The 14,011-nt window shown below is 72.4% G+C and carries 18 protein-coding genes; 8 read left to right on the top strand and 10 right to left on the bottom strand.

What is annotated here, in order from left to right; all coding sequences use genetic code 11:
* Window positions 1–74 precede the first annotated feature (74 nt).
* Window positions 75–953, top strand: a complete 879-nt coding sequence (locus L2K70_RS15725) for a hypothetical protein (protein ID WP_236403293.1) — start codon at window positions 75–77, stop codon at window positions 951–953.
* A gap of 80 nt (window positions 954–1,033) precedes the next feature.
* Here the strand turns inward: L2K70_RS15725 and L2K70_RS15720 are convergent, their stop codons facing one another.
* Both L2K70_RS15720 and L2K70_RS15715 read right to left on the bottom strand, forming a co-directional pair.
* The gene (locus L2K70_RS15720; protein WP_236403291.1) at window positions 1,034–1,723 is read right to left on the bottom strand and encodes an aspartate/glutamate racemase family protein; all 690 of its coding nucleotides are present in this window, start codon (window positions 1,721–1,723) and stop codon (window positions 1,034–1,036) included.
* A gap of 20 nt (window positions 1,724–1,743) precedes the next feature.
* Entirely contained in the window at window positions 1,744–2,496 is a 753-nt protein-coding gene (locus L2K70_RS15715; RefSeq protein WP_236403289.1) for an SDR family NAD(P)-dependent oxidoreductase, read from the bottom strand.
* A 41-nt stretch (window positions 2,497–2,537) separates the two neighbouring features.
* Here L2K70_RS15715 and L2K70_RS15710 point away from each other — a divergent pair, with 41 nt between their 5' ends.
* The 4 genes from L2K70_RS15710 to L2K70_RS15695 all read left to right on the top strand — a co-directional run bounded on the left by L2K70_RS15710 (window position 2,538) and on the right by L2K70_RS15695 (window position 5,698).
* Window positions 2,538–3,422: an RNase H family protein gene (locus tag L2K70_RS15710; RefSeq protein ID WP_236403287.1), complete on the top strand. Its 885-nt coding sequence runs from the start codon at window positions 2,538–2,540 to the stop codon at window positions 3,420–3,422.
* Window positions 3,423–3,454: 32 nt separating this feature from the next.
* On the top strand, window positions 3,455–3,829 hold the full coding sequence (locus L2K70_RS15705; protein WP_236403279.1) for a hypothetical protein: 375 nt from the start codon (window positions 3,455–3,457) through the stop codon (window positions 3,827–3,829).
* 118 nt (window positions 3,830–3,947) lie between these two features.
* Window positions 3,948–5,204, top strand: coding sequence for a D-inositol-3-phosphate glycosyltransferase (mshA, locus tag L2K70_RS15700; protein ID WP_236403277.1), 1,257 nt, complete (start codon window positions 3,948–3,950; stop codon window positions 5,202–5,204).
* Window positions 5,201–5,698 (top strand): type III secretion system chaperone family protein, encoded by a 498-nt coding sequence (locus L2K70_RS15695; RefSeq protein ID WP_236403273.1) that lies wholly within the window; start codon window positions 5,201–5,203, stop codon window positions 5,696–5,698. Before mshA ends, L2K70_RS15695 begins: the two co-directional genes overlap by 4 nt.
* Here the strand turns inward: L2K70_RS15695 and L2K70_RS15690 are convergent.
* The 3 genes from L2K70_RS15690 to L2K70_RS15680 all read right to left on the bottom strand — a co-directional run bounded on the left by L2K70_RS15690 (window position 5,695) and on the right by L2K70_RS15680 (window position 8,581).
* Window positions 5,695–6,606, bottom strand: coding sequence for a DMT family transporter (locus L2K70_RS15690; RefSeq protein WP_236403272.1), 912 nt, complete (start codon window positions 6,604–6,606; stop codon window positions 5,695–5,697). The genes L2K70_RS15695 and L2K70_RS15690 overlap by 4 nt on opposite strands.
* A gap of 77 nt (window positions 6,607–6,683) precedes the next feature.
* Entirely contained in the window at window positions 6,684–7,361 is a 678-nt protein-coding gene (locus tag L2K70_RS15685) for a response regulator (RefSeq protein WP_236403271.1), read from the bottom strand.
* A complete protein-coding gene (locus tag L2K70_RS15680) occupies window positions 7,358–8,581 on the bottom strand; it encodes a sensor histidine kinase (RefSeq protein ID WP_236403270.1) in 1,224 nt (407 codons plus the stop codon). The genes L2K70_RS15685 and L2K70_RS15680 overlap by 4 nt, the downstream gene beginning before the upstream one ends.
* 120 nt (window positions 8,582–8,701) lie before the next feature.
* Here L2K70_RS15680 and phoU point away from each other — a divergent pair, with 120 nt between their 5' ends.
* On the top strand, window positions 8,702–9,352 hold the full coding sequence (phoU, locus tag L2K70_RS15675) for a phosphate signaling complex protein PhoU (protein ID WP_236403264.1): 651 nt from the start codon (window positions 8,702–8,704) through the stop codon (window positions 9,350–9,352).
* 305 nt (window positions 9,353–9,657) lie between these two features.
* Here phoU and L2K70_RS15670 read toward each other — a convergent pair whose 3' ends face one another.
* Genes L2K70_RS15670 through L2K70_RS15660 form a run of 3 tightly spaced genes read right to left on the bottom strand, consistent with a single transcriptional unit; the run spans window position 9,658 to window position 11,607 of the window.
* Entirely contained in the window at window positions 9,658–10,401 is a 744-nt protein-coding gene (locus L2K70_RS15670; protein ID WP_236403261.1) for a phosphoglyceromutase, read from the bottom strand.
* Window positions 10,398–10,868 (bottom strand): copper chaperone PCu(A)C, encoded by a 471-nt coding sequence (locus L2K70_RS15665; RefSeq protein WP_236403260.1) that lies wholly within the window; start codon window positions 10,866–10,868, stop codon window positions 10,398–10,400. The genes L2K70_RS15670 and L2K70_RS15665 overlap by 4 nt, the downstream gene beginning before the upstream one ends.
* A gap of 43 nt (window positions 10,869–10,911) precedes the next feature.
* The gene (locus tag L2K70_RS15660; RefSeq protein ID WP_236403258.1) at window positions 10,912–11,607 is read right to left on the bottom strand and encodes a UbiA family prenyltransferase; all 696 of its coding nucleotides are present in this window, start codon (window positions 11,605–11,607) and stop codon (window positions 10,912–10,914) included.
* Window positions 11,608–11,760: 153 nt separating this feature from the next.
* Here L2K70_RS15660 and L2K70_RS15655 point away from each other — a divergent pair, with 153 nt between their 5' ends.
* Window positions 11,761–12,246, top strand: coding sequence for a CarD family transcriptional regulator (locus L2K70_RS15655; RefSeq protein WP_236403256.1), 486 nt, complete (start codon window positions 11,761–11,763; stop codon window positions 12,244–12,246).
* Window positions 12,247–12,416: 170 nt separating this feature from the next.
* Window positions 12,417–12,836, top strand: coding sequence for a 2-C-methyl-D-erythritol 4-phosphate cytidylyltransferase (locus tag L2K70_RS15650; RefSeq protein WP_236403253.1), 420 nt, complete (start codon window positions 12,417–12,419; stop codon window positions 12,834–12,836).
* On the opposite strand, the gene L2K70_RS15645 is transcribed toward L2K70_RS15650, so the two are convergent.
* Together L2K70_RS15645 and ispF are read right to left on the bottom strand one after the other, a co-directional pair.
* On the bottom strand, window positions 12,811–13,503 hold the full coding sequence (locus L2K70_RS15645) for an IspD/TarI family cytidylyltransferase (RefSeq protein ID WP_236403250.1): 693 nt from the start codon (window positions 13,501–13,503) through the stop codon (window positions 12,811–12,813). The genes L2K70_RS15650 and L2K70_RS15645 overlap by 26 nt on opposite strands.
* Window positions 13,500–13,967, bottom strand: a complete 468-nt coding sequence (gene ispF / locus L2K70_RS15640) for a 2-C-methyl-D-erythritol 2,4-cyclodiphosphate synthase (protein ID WP_236403239.1) — start codon at window positions 13,965–13,967, stop codon at window positions 13,500–13,502. The genes L2K70_RS15645 and ispF overlap by 4 nt, the downstream gene beginning before the upstream one ends.
* Window positions 13,968–14,011: the final 44 nt, after the last annotated feature.

The following is a 14,011-nucleotide window of genomic DNA, read 5'->3' as shown; positions in this document are numbered from 1 at the left end:
CAACGACCGAAGGGGTGAGGGTTCGACGAACGGTGGACGGGCCGCGACGAACGGCCCGCGACTACCGTGGCGGCGTGAGGGGACGGCACGGCGTGGTGGGCATCGTGGTCGCGCTGCCGTTCCTGGCGGGTGCGGCCTCCGGGGGCCCCGCCTCCGCCGACCGCGAGGTCTTCCGCTTCTCCGATCCCGACATCGTCGAGTCGAGCGGACTGGTGGCGCAGGACGGGCTGGTGTTCACCACCAACGACTCCGGCGACTCCGGGCGCATCTTCACGGTCGACCCCGCCACCGGTGGCACCGTCGGCGTCACCACGTGGCCCACGGCCCCGGTCGACGTGGAGGCGCTCGCGCCCGCCGGGCCGGGCCACGTGTGGGTCGGCGACATCGGGGACAATCGCGCCGTGCGGGACTCGGTCGAGGTCTTCCGGGTGCCGTTCGGCCGAGGCGACGTCGACGCCACGCCGACGTCGTACGAGCTGGTCTACCCCGACGGCCCTCGTGACGCCGAGGCCCTCCTGCGGCACCCGGTGACCGGTCGGCTCTTCGTGATCTCCAAGGGCATCTTCGGCGGTACGGTCTACGCCGCGCCGGCGACGCTGCGGGCCGACCGTCCCAACCGCCTGGTCGAGGTCGGTGAGGCGCCCGGGATCGTCACCGACGCCACCTTCCTGCCGGGCGGGGGCGGGGTCGTCATGCGCACCTACTCACAGGCGTACGTCGCCGACTTCCCGTCGTGGCAGGCCGTCACGTCGTGGGCGCTGCCCGCGCAGGACCAGGGTGAGGGGATCGCAGTCGCCGCGGGCGGACTGCTGGTCAGCTCGGAGGGGGCCCGCTCGAAGGTCCTCTCGGTGCGCCTGCCGGCCGCGGCGAAGGCGACCGACCTGCGCGGTCCCGCCTGGACGGCGCTGCGCTGGCTCGCGACCGCGCGGGGACTTCCGCTCACCGCTGGTTGAGGAGGTCGCGCAGCGACCGTCACGAAACCCGTTGGCGGTGGTCTCGTGACAGGGCTTCGCCCTTCCTCGACCAGCGGGGGTCAGGCGAGGGCGGCGTCGAGCGCGGCCTGCACGTGGAGCGTCGTGCAGGGGAACACCGGGAGCTCGACGTCAGCCTGCTTCACCAGCAGCTCGAGCTCGGTGCACCCGAGCAGCACGCCACCGGCGCCGGCGTCCCACAGCTCCTCGATGATCGAGACCACGCGGCTGCGGGTGCGGGGGAGCACGACCCCGTGGACGAGCTCCTCGTAGATCGCGTCGTTGAGGAAGTCGTGGTGCGACTCGTCGGGGACGATCACCGACAGCCCGTGGCCGGCGAGCCGGTCGACGAAGAACGACTCCGACATCGCGACCTTCGTGCCGATGAGGCCGACGGTCTCGATGCCCGAGGCGCGCACGGCGGCCGCGACGACGTCGGCGAGGTGGAGGACCGGGACGTCGACGGCGTCCTCCACCTGGTCGGCGACCTTGTGGAAGGTCGTGGTGCAGAGCAGCAGGAAGTCCGCGCCCGCGCGCTCGACGCCCCGCGCGGCCTCGGCCAGCAGCGTGCCGATCTGGTCCCAGCGCTCGTCGTCCTCGAGGTGGGTGATCTCGGCGAAGTCGACGGTCGTCATCGCGAGCCGCGGGCTGGCGAGGCCGCCGAGCCGCTCGCGCATCCCGAGGTTGAGGTCGCGGTAGTAGGCCGCGCTGCTCTCCCAGCTCATCCCGCCGACGAGTCCGATGGTCTTCACGCGCGGCAGTCTCGCACGTCTCAGGAGCGGTGCACCTTGTGTGCCGCGGCTTGGGCACGGGGCTTGATGACCAGCTCGTCGATGTCGACGTGGGAGGGGCGGGTGGCCACCCACGCGACCGCGTCCGCGACGTCCTCGGCGAGCAGCGGCTGGTCCACGCCGGCGTACACCGCGTCCGCCTTCTCCTGGTCACCGCGGAAGCGGTTCACCGAGAACTCCTCGGTGCGGACCATGCCGGGAGCGACCTCGCAGATCCGGATCGGCTCGCCGTTGAGCTCGAGCCGCAGCGTCTCGGAGACCACCTTCACCCCGTGCTTGGAGGCCGTGTAGCCGGCGCCGCCCTCGTAGGCCCAGCGCCCTGCCGTCGAGCCGATGTTGACGATCACGGCGTCACCGCTGGCGCGCAGGGACGGCAGCAGCGCCTGGGTGACGCGGACGAGCCCGAGGACGTTGACCTCGTACATCCACCGCCAGTCCTCGATGTCGGCGTCCTCGACGCGGTCGGTGCCCACGGCGCCGCCGGCGTTGTTGACCAGCACGTGGCACACCGGGACCGCGGCGGCGAGGGCGGCGACCGAGTCCGCGTCGTTCACGTCGCAGGTCACCGCGGTGCCGCCGATCTCCGCGGCGAGCTCCTCGATCCGGTCGGTGCGCCGGGCCGCGCACACGACGTGGAAGCCCTGGGCGGCGAGCGCACGGGCGCTCGCGGCGCCGATGCCGCTGGACGCTCCGGTGACGACGGCGGTGCGGGACGGGGTCGGGTCGGATGGCATGCCCCCATCCTGCCAAGGCACTGTGCTGGGAGGATGGGCAGGTGATCATTGCGGCGGCTGACGGCTCGGCACTCGGCAACCCCGGACCGGCCGGTTGGGCGTGGTACGTCGACGACGGCTGCTGGGCCTCGGGCGGCTGGCCGCGCGGCACCAACAACATGGGCGAGCTGATGGCCGTCCTCGACCTGCTCCAGCAGACCGCGCACGTCGACGACGAGCTGCACGTCTTCTGCGACAGCAAGTACGTCATCGACTCGGTCACGAAGTGGATGCCGGGCTGGAAGCGCAAGGGCTGGAAGAAGAGCGACGGCAAGCCGGTGCTCAACGTCGAGCTGATGAAGGCGCTCGACGCCGCCATGGAGGGCCGCCGCGACCGCGTCCGCTTCGAGTGGGTGAAGGGCCACGCGGGCCACGAGCTCAACGAGGCGGCCGACCAGCGCGCCAACGCCGCCGCGTCGGCGTACCAGCGGGGGACCGAGCCGGACCCCGGACCCGGCTTCGTCGGGGGCAGCTCCTCCCACCCGGCCGCCGAGGTCGGCCAGGTCGAGGAGGAGCCGGACCTGTTCAGCGGCCTCGACGGCGCCCCGGAGCCGACCGACGAGGAGCACGTCGCCTCCCTGGAGCGGTCGATGCTCACCGACGAGGTCCGCACGGACCGCGCGGCGATGGCGGCCCTGCTCCACCCCGACTGGCAGGAGGTCGGCCGCTCGGGGCGGCTCTGGACGCGCGAGGAGGTCCTCGACGAGATCGGGCCGATCGAGCCCGTGGGCTTCGAGGTGGTCTCCGCCGACCGGGTGGGGCCAGACACCATCCTGCTGCTGTGGCGTACGTCGACCGCCGAACGGTCCACGCTCCGCAGCACCCTCTGGCTCCGCGCCGGCGGTCGGTGGCAGGCGCGCTTCCACCAGGGCACCGACGAGCCGTGAGCCCGCATGGGGCTGCGTGGGACACTCTCCCGATGAATCCCGCCAGGCTCTCCGCTGCGGCCGCCCTCCTCGGCGGCCTGCTCTGGATCGCGCACGCGCTGCTCGGCGGTGGCAGCGACCCCCTCCCCGCCACGCTGCACTTCGTCGGGCTCGCGCTCATCGTCGTCGCGGCCGCGGTCTTCGGGTCGACCCTGGTCAGGAGCGACGCCTCGGGGATGCGGGTCGTGGTCGGCCTCGCGTCCGGGCTGCTGGCGATGGCGATGATCGAGGCGTTCCGGGGCACCGACAGCGGGTGGTACGACGGCTTCTGGGGCGTGGTCGCGGCCCTGATCGGTGGGATCGCGCTGCTCCGTGGCCGTCGCGCCGAGCCGCAGGCCCCCCGTCCGGGTGGAGCGCACTCCCGCTGAGCCACCCACCCCGGGGATGCTGGTCGGGAATCCCGTGCACCCGTGCGAGGTTGCACCGGAGGTGCACCCCGACGGGGCACTCCGGACGGGGACGGACCAGCTGACGAAGGAGACGCGCGTGGGCGAGCGGGTGGCGATGATCAGCCTCCACACCTCCCCCCTGGACCAGCCCGGGACGGGCGACGCCGGGGGCATGAACGTCTACGTCATCGAGCTCGCCAGGCGGCTGGGTGCGCAGGGCGTCGACGTCGACGTGTTCACCCGCGCGACCTCCTCGGCGCTGCCCCAGGTCGTGGAGGCCGCGGACAACGTGCTGGTGCGCCACATCTCCGCAGGCCCGTTCGAGGGACTGACCAAGGGGGAGCTGCCCGGACAGCTGTGCACGTTCGCCCGCGAGGTGCTGCGGGCCGAGGCGCTGCAGCCGCTCGGTCACTACGACGCCGTGCACTCGCACTACTGGCTCTCCGGACAGGTCGGTGCCCTCGCGCGCGACCGCTGGAACGTGCCGCTCGTGCACTCGATGCACACGATGGCCAAGGTCAAGAACGAGGCGCTCGCCGTCGGGGACACCCCTGAGCCGGTGTCGCGGGTGATCGGGGAGGAGCAGGTCGTCGAGGCCGCCGACCTCCTCGTCGCCAACACCGAGACCGAGGCGCGCCAGCTCGTCGACCTCTACGGGGCCAGCCCTGACGCGGTCGAGGTGATCCATCCCGGCGTCGACCTCACCGTCTTCGCGCCGCACGACCGGGCCGAGGCGCGGCGCCGGCTCGACCTGCCGCAGGACGCGGCGGTGCTGATGTTCGCCGGCCGGATCCAGCCCCTCAAGGCGCCGGACGTGCTGCTGCGCGCGGTCGAGGTGATGCTCGCCGAGGACCCGTCGCTGCGGCACCGTCTCGTCGTACCCGTCGTCGGTGGACCGTCCGGGTCGGGCCTGGAGCACCCCACCGCGCTCGCCGACCTGGCCGCGGACCTCGGCATCAGCGACGTCGTACGCTTCGTGCCCCCCGTCGCGCAGGCCGAGCTCGCCGTGTGGGCGTCCGCGGCCACCGCGGTCGCGGTGCCGTCCTACAACGAGTCGTTCGGGCTCGTCGCCGTCGAGGCCCAGGCCACCGGTACGCCGGTGGTGGCCGCCGCGGTCGGGGGACTGACCACCGTCGTGCGCGACGGGGTGAGCGGCCTGCTCGTCGACACCCACGAGCCGCGTGACTGGGCAGCCGCGCTGCGCCGCCTCGTCGACGACCCGGTCCTGGTCGAGCGGCTCGGCGCGGGCGCTGTCGAGCACGCGCAGGAGTTCAGCTGGGAGCGCACCGCCGAGCGCACCCTCGCCGCCTACGAGCGCGCCGCCGGCCGGATGCGTGCTGAGATGGTGTCGTGAAGGAGATCGAGGTCGTCCGTGCCTATCTCGCCGACAACGAGATCGAGCACGAGGAGACCGCGCGCGAGGGCGTCGCGGGCGCGAGCTTCTCGCTGAGCCTGCCGGGGGAGAAGAAGCTCCAGGTGCCGGTCCGGCTCGACGTCGGCCCGCACGCGCTCGGCGTGCACGCCTTCGTCTGCCGCAACCCCGACGAGAACCACGCCCGCGTCCACCGCTGGCTGCTGGAGCGCAACCTGCGGATGTACGCCGTCTCCTTCGCCGTCGACCGGCACGGGGACGTCTACCTCGAGGCGCGGCTGCCGCTGGCGTCGGTGTCGCCCGACGAGCTCGACCGTGTCCTGGGCTCCGTGCTCGCCAACGCCGACGAGTCCTTCAACGCGATCCTCGAGCTGGGCTTCGCCTCGTCGATCCGCAAGGAGTGGGAGTGGCGGATCTCGCGGGGCGAGTCGACCCGCAACCTCGAGGCCTTCCGCGGCTGGCTCGAGCAGGCCTAGGCCGCGTCCCTCGGCCTCCGCCGGGTCATCAGCACGCCGATGATCGCGAGCGCGCCGCCGACGAACGTCAGTGACGGCGGCACCTCGTCGATGGTCAGCCACGCGATCAGCGTCGCGATGCCCGGCACGAGGAACGTCGTCAGCGACAGCGCTCCCGCGTCGGTGTGGGTCAGGGCGAAGGCCCACGTCGTGAAGGCGACCGCCGTCGGCAGCACGCCGAGGTAGACGATCCACCACAGCTCGGCGCCGCCGTCCGCGACGATGCCCGGGAGGTCCCGGGAGAAGGGCAGGCAGATCACCGCTCCCATGACGAACGAGACGAAGACGACCTGGACGGACGGCAGTCGGCGCAGCAGCACCTTCTGGGTCAGGACGCCGACGGCGTACATCGCGGCGGCGACGAGCACCAGCACCACGCCCAGCAGGCTCGCGTCGGCGTCCGTCGTCGAGCCGCGCGCGATCACCGCGACGCCGGCGAAGCCGATCACCATGCCGCCGATCAACCACCGGTGGAGGCGCTCACCGAAGAGCGGGACGGCGAGGAGCGCGACGATGACCGGTCCGATCTGGATGATCATCGCCGCGGTGCCCGCGTCCACGTGGCGCTCGCCGGCGTTGAGGGCGAGGTTGTAGACGCCGAACCAGCCGATGCCGCCTAGGGCGAGCAGCGTCCACTCGCGACGGGTGGGAGCCACCCAGCCGCGCCGCAGCACCAGCGGCAGGACCACCAGCGCGGCGACGAGCAGCCGCCCGGCCCCGAGCGAGCCGGGGCTGATGTCGTCGGCGACGTGCCGGATCACCACGAACGCCGAGGCCCACATCACCAGCGTGATCGCACCCGCCGCGACCGGCAGCCACGTGGGCGGTGCCGAGGTGGCGGGGGCTGGGCTCTCGGTCGTCGTCGTCACGGGTCAAGCCTAGGAACGGTCATGACGGGTCGCCAGCGCATTTCGGACGTCGTACGACGACATCCCGCCGCAGCGTGTCAGAGGTCCAGCTTGTAACCCAGGCCGCGGACCGTGACGAGGTAGCGCGGGTCGCTCGGGTCGGGCTCGAGCTTGGCGCGCAGCCGCTTGACGTGGACGTCGAGGGTCTTGGTGTCGCCGACGTAGTCGGAGCCCCAGACGCGGTCGATGAGCTGGCCGCGGGTGAGCACGCGCCCCGGGTTGCGGAGGAACATCTCGAGCAGCTCGAACTCCTTGAGGGGCAGGCGCTGCTCGCTGCCGTCGACGGTGACGACGTGCCGCTCGACGTCCATGCGCACCGGACCGGCCTCGAGCGTGTCCGGCATCAGCTCGGGCTCCTGGCCGCGGCGGAGCACGGCACGGATCCGGGCGACCAGCTCGCGCGGGGAGTATGGCTTGGTGACGTAGTCGTCCGCACCGAGCTCGAGCCCGACGACCTTGTCGACCTCGTCGTCCTTCGCGCTGACCATGATCACCGGCACCGACGACGTCTGGCGGATCTGGCGGCACACCTCGGTGCCGGGGATGCCCGGCAGCATGAGGTCGAGCAGGACGATGTCGGGGCCGAAGCGGTCGAACTCGGTGAGCGCGGTGGTGCCGTCGGCGGCGATCGCCACCTCGTAGCCCTCCTTGCGCAGCATGTAGGCGAGGGCGTCGCTGTAGCTCTCCTCGTCCTCGACGACGAGTACGCGTGTCATCTATCGATCTCCTGCTGTGATCTGGAAGGGGTGACCGGCGAGGTCTCCGGATCGGCCGGTACGACGACCTCGACGGGCGAGGTGTTCGTCGCGCGCTCGGGGCCGGGGTTGCGGGGGAGCGTCAGGGTGAAGGTGGAGCCCTGCCCCTGCACGGACCACACGGAGATGTCGCCGCCGTGGGTCGCGGCGACGTGCTTGACGATGGCGAGGCCCAGGCCGGTGCCGCCCGTGGACCGGTGTCGGGCGGGGTCGACGCGGTAGAACCGCTCGAAGATCCGGTCGATGTCCTGAGGGGGGATGCCGATGCCCTGGTCGACCACGCTGACCTGGACGTGGTCGCCCTCTGAGCGGGTCGTGACGACGACGCGCGAGCCGTTGCCGGAGTAGGCCACGGCGTTCGCGACGAGGTTGCTCACCGCGGCGCCGATCAGCTCCTGGGAGCCGAAGACCTCCAGGCCGTGCTCGCCGTGGGACTCGACGGTGATCTCCTTGGCCGCCGCCTCGATGGCGCTCGTGTCGACGGCCGTCGCGACGGCCGCGTCCAGGTCGACCATCACCGGCTTCTCGAGCGGGTCGTGGGCCTGGAGTCGCGACAGCTCGATGATCTGCTGGACGAGCTTGGACAGGCGGTCGCTCTCGGTGCGCATCCGGCCGGCGAACCGCTGCACGGCCTCCGGGTCGTCCGAGGCGTCGTCCACCGCCTCGGCGAGCAGCCGGATGGCGCCGACGGGGGTCTTGAGCTCGTGGCTGACGTTGGCGACGAAGTCGCGGCGGACCTCCTCGACCCGCTTCTCCCGCGTCCGGTCCTCGACCAGCGCGAGCACGAGCCGGGCGCCGAGGGGGGCGACGCGGGCGGTGAGGGTGCGGGCGGTACCGCCGTCGGGCGCAGAAAGGTCGAGCTCGCTCTCGCGGATCTGGCCGTCGCGCCTGACCTGCGCGACGAGGTCGAGGAGCTCGGGCACGACGAGGGTGTTGCCGCGCACCAGCCCGAAGGCGTACGCCGGTGCGGAGGCCTTGAGCACGTGGTCGGACTCGTCGACCACCACGGCGCTCGACCGCAGGATGCTGAGCACCGCCGCCACGCCGGCCTGGACGACCGGTTGCTCGACCTCGGGAAGGGTGTGTCGCTGGCGGTCGCTGATGTGCCACGCCAGCACCGCGCCGCCTGCCATGACTGCTCCGACGATCGCGGCCAGACCAGCCTGCATCGTCGGATCCACGCTCACATCGTACGCATCGGGGCCGTGCCGAAGTCCTCGATGGACGTCCGGCGCCGAGTGTTCACGCGCCGTTCATCGCACACCGTCATCTGTTCGCCTGGGCTGCCTAGGGTCCGGCCCATGCGTGAGGCTTTCCATGACCAGCTCGACGGCATCTTCGCCGACCTCTCCGACATCTGCGGGATGGTCGAGGTCGCCGTGCACGAGGCCACCAAGGCCCTGATGACCGGCGACATCCACACCGCCGACCAGGTGATCAGCGGCGACAAGGCGATCGACGACGCCCGGGAGCGGGTCGACGACACGTCGTTCCAGCTGCTGTCCCTGCAGCAGCCCGTCGCCGGCGACCTGCGGATGATCGTCTCCGCGCTGCGGATGGTCAGCGAGCTCGAGCGGATGGGCGACCTCTCGGTGCACGTCGCCAAGATCGCCCGGCTGCGGGTGCCGCAGGTGGCGGTTCCCGAGGAGCTGCGCCCGACGATGGAGCGGATGGCCGAGACCGCCGAGGACATGGTCCGGCGGGTGCGCGGCATCATCGTCGACCGCGACGTCGAGGCCGCGATCGAGCTCGGCCGCGACGACGAGGTGATGGACCAGCTCCGGCGCCGCAGCTTCACCGAGCTGCTCTCGACCGACTGGCAGCACGGCGTCGAGGCCGCGGTCGACATCGCCCTGCTCGGCCGCTACTACGAGCGGATCGCCGACCATTCCGTGTCGGTCGCCAACCGCGTGGTCTTCGTCGTCACCGGCGAGCGGCCCGAGCGCGCCTGACGTGCGCCTCCCGCCCGAGCGATGCGTGAGGAGGTTCCGCAGCGTCGGGATCCTCGCCTCCCACCGCTCAACCGCATGTCGTATGACGACGCACCGGCCGGCGGTGCGTGAGGAGGGTTCCGCGGGCCCCGAACCCCCTCATTCACCGCTGCGCGCCGTGCAGCGGTGGTGGAGCCACATTCCCCGGGTCGGGAATGTGGCTGGACCACCTCTCAGCGGCGTGTCGTACGACGGCGCGCCCGCGAGCGGTGGCGGAGCCACATTCGCTCGGTCGGGAATGTGGCTGGACCACCGCTCGAACAGGACTAGCGGCCCTGGTTGGCGACCGCGGCGGCGGCCTCGGCGGCCGCCTCGGGGTCGAGGTACTCGCCGCCGGCGACGGTCGGCTCCATCGACTCGTCGAGGCGGTAGAGCAGGGGCATGCCGGTCGGGATGTTGAGGCCGGCGATGTCCTCGTCGCTGATCCCGTCGAGGTGCTTGACGAGCGCGCGCAGGCTGTTGCCGTGGGCGGCGACCAGCACGGTCCTCCCGGCCCGGAGGTCGGGCACGATCTCGCCCTCCCAGTAGGGCAGGAACCGCGCGATGACGTCCTTGAGGCACTCGGTGCGGGGCATCTCGTCGCCGAGGTCGGCGTAGCGCGGGTCGTCGGCCTGGGACCACTCGTCGGAGTCGTCGAGCGGCGGCGGGGGGACGTCGAACGAGCGGCGCCAGAGCATGAACTGCTCCTCGCCGTACTGCTCGAGCGTCTGCTTCTTGTCCTTGCCCTGCAGGGCGCCGTAGTGGCGCTCGTTGAGCCGCCACGAGCGCTTGACGGGGATCCAGTGGCGATCGGCCGCGTCGAGCGAGAGGGCCGCGGTGTTGATCGCGCGACGCTGGAGCGAGGTGTGCACGACGTCGGGCAGGACGCCGGCCTCCTTCATCAGCTCTCCGCCGCGGACGGCCTCGGCGCGGCCCTTGTCGGTGAGGGCCACGTCGACCCAGCCGGTGAACAGGTTCTTGGCGTTCCACTCGCTCTCGCCGTGGCGGAGCAGCACGAGGGTGTGGGTCATGACGCGTCGAGTCCCTTCCAGTAGCCGGTCTCGTCCGACACGACCGGCACGTTGAGCGAGACGCGCTCGCCGGTGCCGAAGTCGAACGTCAGGGGTACGACGTCGCCCGCCTCGAAGTCGCCGGTCAGCACGATGTCGGCGGGCGGGTCGGCCAGGTTGACCAGGCCGCCGGCCGGGATGGTGATCGGGTCGAACTCAGCCGCGGTCACCGTGGCGTCCTGGCCCGCGACGGCGGTGAAGGTCTGCTCGGAGTCGTCGCTGTTGTTGGACAGCGAGGCCACGAAGGTGCCGGAGCCCCGGGCAGCGGACACGACGACGGCGGAGAGCACGTCGACCTGTCCCTCGCGGGTGTTGGCGCCGCTGCCCGGCGTGTAGTCGCGGTCCGTGGCGTAGTCGAAGCCGCACGAGGACAACGGAGCGGCGAGAGCGACGACCAAGGCGGAGCTCACGAGGAGTCGATGCTGCATGGCCGACAGCCTAGCGTCGTCGGGCGCCGTCGCCGCGCCCGGCTCAGGTGAGCCCGACGGTGCGCCCGGCGACGAAGATCCCGACGACGACGAGCGCGGTGAAGACACCCGCGACGAGCAGCAACCGCGGGGTCCCGATGCGCAGCGCCAGCAGCATCGGCAGCGAGCGCTCGCCCTCCTCGTGGTCCTGCACGAGGCCCGGCAGCGCGGTGAGCACGTGGACGCCGAGGCCGAGCGCGGCGGCGAGCGCGGTCATCGCCACGGTGGGTGGCGTCGAGGTGCCGGCGCCGTTCCAGCCGCCGTACGCCAGGAACGCGGGGTACAGCGCGAAGCTCACCACCCAGGGCAGGAACGACAGCGGGCGGGCGTGGAGGAAGCGGTCGCCGACTGCCGAGACGACGACGACGGCGAGGTAGGCGAGGCCCGCCCGCCTGCCGTGCGCCACGGAGAGGGGTACGACGAGCAGCACCGCGCAGGTCAGCGCGAACCAGACCGTCCCGGGGTCGAGACCCCGCACCAGGGGCTTGGTGGGCTGGTGCCGCTCGTCGCGGCGCCGGTCGGTCAGGTCGTCGGACCAGCCGATGATGCCCTGGCCCACGAGCACGGTGGCCGCGACGAGCCCCACCTCCCGCAGCGGTCGCCCGCTCACCGCGGCCGCCGCTCCGAGCCCGATCGCGGCGGTGATCGCGTGTCGCGGCTGCGCCGCCTGCAGCAGGAGCACGGCGGGTGGCGTGGGCATGCGCGAAGCATGCCAGAGGCCTCCGGGCCGGGGGCGCCAGCACGGCCACGGCCGTTCTGTCAAGCCCGGATGTGGCCTCTGACCTGCACAAACGCGTCGGGAGCCGGTTCGCACACGTGTTAGAATGGTCACCTAGGAAAGGGAACTGAACATATGACTTTCACCGTCGGCGAAACGGTCGTCTATCCCAATCACGGGGCCGCAGTCATCGAGGACATCGAGATGCGGAAGATCAAGGGAGAGGACCGGCAGTACCTCGTCCTCAGGATCGTCGCCCAGCAGGACCTGGTCGTCCGGGTGCCGGCGTGCAACCTCGACCTGGTCGGTGTCCGCGACGTCGTCGACAAGGAGGGGCTCGACCGCGTCTTCGACGTGCTGCGGGCCGCTCACGTCGAGGAGCCGACCAACTGGTCGCGTCGCTACAAGGCCAACCTCGAGAAGCTGCACTCCGGTGACGTCATGAAGGTGTCGGAGGTCGTGCGCGACCTGTGGCGCCGGGAGCGCGACCGCGGCCTGTCGGCCGGCGAGAAGCGCATGCTGGCCAAGGCCCGCCAGATCCTGGTCTCCGAGCTCGCGCTCGCGGAGAAGACCAACGAGGACAAGGCCGAGACCATGCTCGACGAGGTGCTCGCCTCCTGAGCCTGCACGACGCCGACCGAGGCCCCTGGGACGACCGTCCCCGGGGCCTCGGTCTCGTCCTGGACGACGAGCGTGGCTCGCTGCCCTACGAGCTCGTCCGCGGGGAGGCGCTCGTCGCGTGCGCCGCGTGGGCGCTGGGGGAGTCGGGCGTCGACCTCGTCGACGCGACCGTGACCTGGGAGGGCCTGGCCGCCTCCGGCGAGGACGTCGTCCTGCACGACGCACTGTGTCCGATGACGCCACCCGAGTTCATCGCCGCGTGCCTCGACGAGGCGCGCGCGACGGGCGACGTGGTGGTGGGCTGCCGCCCGGTCACCGACACCGTCAAGGTGGTCACCGGGGCCCGCGTCGGCGAGACCCTCGATCGTGACGACCTCGTCGCGATCACCTCACCGCTCGTCCTCCCGGCAGCCGTCGCCTCCCAGCTGGACCGACAGCCCGCGACCGACCTCGCCCGGGCCGTGGCCGACCTCGCGGCCGCCGGTCACCCGATCCGCCTGCTCCCCGCGCCGTCCGATGGCCGACGCGTCTCGTCGGTCGAGGACGTCCGGCTCCTCGATGCCCTCACCGGGGGGCCCGCGACGCGCTGAGCCCGGCCGCGAGCGCCACGTCCTCGGGGAAGGTGACCTTGAGGTTGAGCGAGGTGCTCGGCACCGCGGCGACCGCCACACCGGCGTACGTCGTCACGCAGGCCGCGGTGTCCGTGCCCTCGAAGCCGTCGGCGGCCGCCGCGCGGTAGGAGCTCAGCAGGTCGTCGGCGCGGAACGCCTGGGGCGTCTGCACCGCCCCGACCTCGTCGGTGACCGGGGTCAGGTCGCCGTGCACCAGTCCCTCGACGCGCACGACCGGGATCGCGCCGCCGGTCCCGCGAGCCGCGTCGACGACCGAGCGCCACAGGCGGGTGCCGGCGAGCGGGCGGGCGCCGTCGTGGACGACGACGACGTCGACCGCGCCCGCCGCGATGTCCTCGGCGAGCACCCGGATCGCCGCCCACTCCGACTGGTGGCGGGTGGCCCCGCCGTCCACCACCAGCACCTCGCGGTCCCCGAGGTGCGGCGCGACCGCCGCCTCGACGGCTGCGCGGTCCCCGGGTCGTACGACGAGCACGAGGCGGCGCAGGTCGGACAGGTCGAGCGCGTCGCGCACCGACCACACCAGGACCGGGACGTCGAGGAGGGGCAGCAGCACCTTGTTGACGTCGCCGCCGACGCGGGTGCCCGAGCCGGCGGCCAGGACGATCGCGGCCGTACCGCTCATGGACGGACGACCAGAGCGGTCGCGATGGCAGCAACACCCTCACCGCGGCCGGTCAGGCCCAGCCCGTCCGTGGTCGTGGCCGACAGGCTGACGGAGGCGCCGATCGCCTCGGAGAGGGCGGCGGTCGCCTCGTCGCGACGCGGTCCGAGGCGCGGCACGTTGCCGATCACCTGCACCGAGACGTTGCCGACCTCCCAGCCGGCGTCGCGCACGCGGCGGGCGGTCTCGGCGAGCAGCGCGACGCCGGAGGCGCCCGCCCACTCGGGCTCCGTGGTGCCGAAGTTCGTCCCGAGGTCGCCCAGCCCGGCGGCCGAGAAGAGGGCGTCGCACGCGGCGTGCGCGGCCACGTCGGCGTCGGAGTGGCCCTCGAGCCCGGCGGGCTCGTCGGGCCAGGCCAGGCCGGCGAGGTGCATCGGCACGCCGGGCACCAGCCGGTGGACGTCGGTCCCGATGCCGATGCGCATGCCGTAAGCGTGCTGTAAGGACGTCACGTCCGCATCATGCCCGG

It is taken from the genome of Nocardioides potassii (genome assembly GCF_021648885.1).
In the GTDB taxonomy this organism is placed as follows: Bacteria; Actinomycetota; Actinomycetes; order Propionibacteriales; family Nocardioidaceae; genus Nocardioides; species Nocardioides potassii.
This window is presented reverse-complemented; position numbering and strand designations above follow the sequence as displayed.

Coding starts and splice junctions, on each gene's coding strand:
- L2K70_RS15715 (WP_236403289.1), bottom strand. CDS start 2,496: ATGCCATCCGACCCGACCCCGTCCCGCACCGCCGTCGTCACCGGAGCG.
- L2K70_RS15705 (WP_236403279.1), top strand. CDS start 3,455: ATGAATCCCGCCAGGCTCTCCGCTGCGGCCGCCCTCCTCGGCGGCCTG.
- L2K70_RS15685 (WP_236403271.1), bottom strand. CDS start 7,361: ATGACACGCGTACTCGTCGTCGAGGACGAGGAGAGCTACAGCGACGCC.
- phoU (WP_236403264.1), top strand. CDS start 8,702: ATGCGTGAGGCTTTCCATGACCAGCTCGACGGCATCTTCGCCGACCTC.
- L2K70_RS15670 (WP_236403261.1), bottom strand. CDS start 10,401: ATGACCCACACCCTCGTGCTGCTCCGCCACGGCGAGAGCGAGTGGAAC.
- L2K70_RS15665 (WP_236403260.1), bottom strand. CDS start 10,868: ATGCAGCATCGACTCCTCGTGAGCTCCGCCTTGGTCGTCGCTCTCGCC.
- L2K70_RS15660 (WP_236403258.1), bottom strand. CDS start 11,607: ATGCCCACGCCACCCGCCGTGCTCCTGCTGCAGGCGGCGCAGCCGCGA.
- L2K70_RS15655 (WP_236403256.1), top strand. CDS start 11,761: ATGACTTTCACCGTCGGCGAAACGGTCGTCTATCCCAATCACGGGGCC.
- L2K70_RS15645 (WP_236403250.1), bottom strand. CDS start 13,503: ATGAGCGGTACGGCCGCGATCGTCCTGGCCGCCGGCTCGGGCACCCGC.
- ispF (WP_236403239.1), bottom strand. CDS start 13,967: ATGCGCATCGGCATCGGGACCGACGTCCACCGGCTGGTGCCCGGCGTG.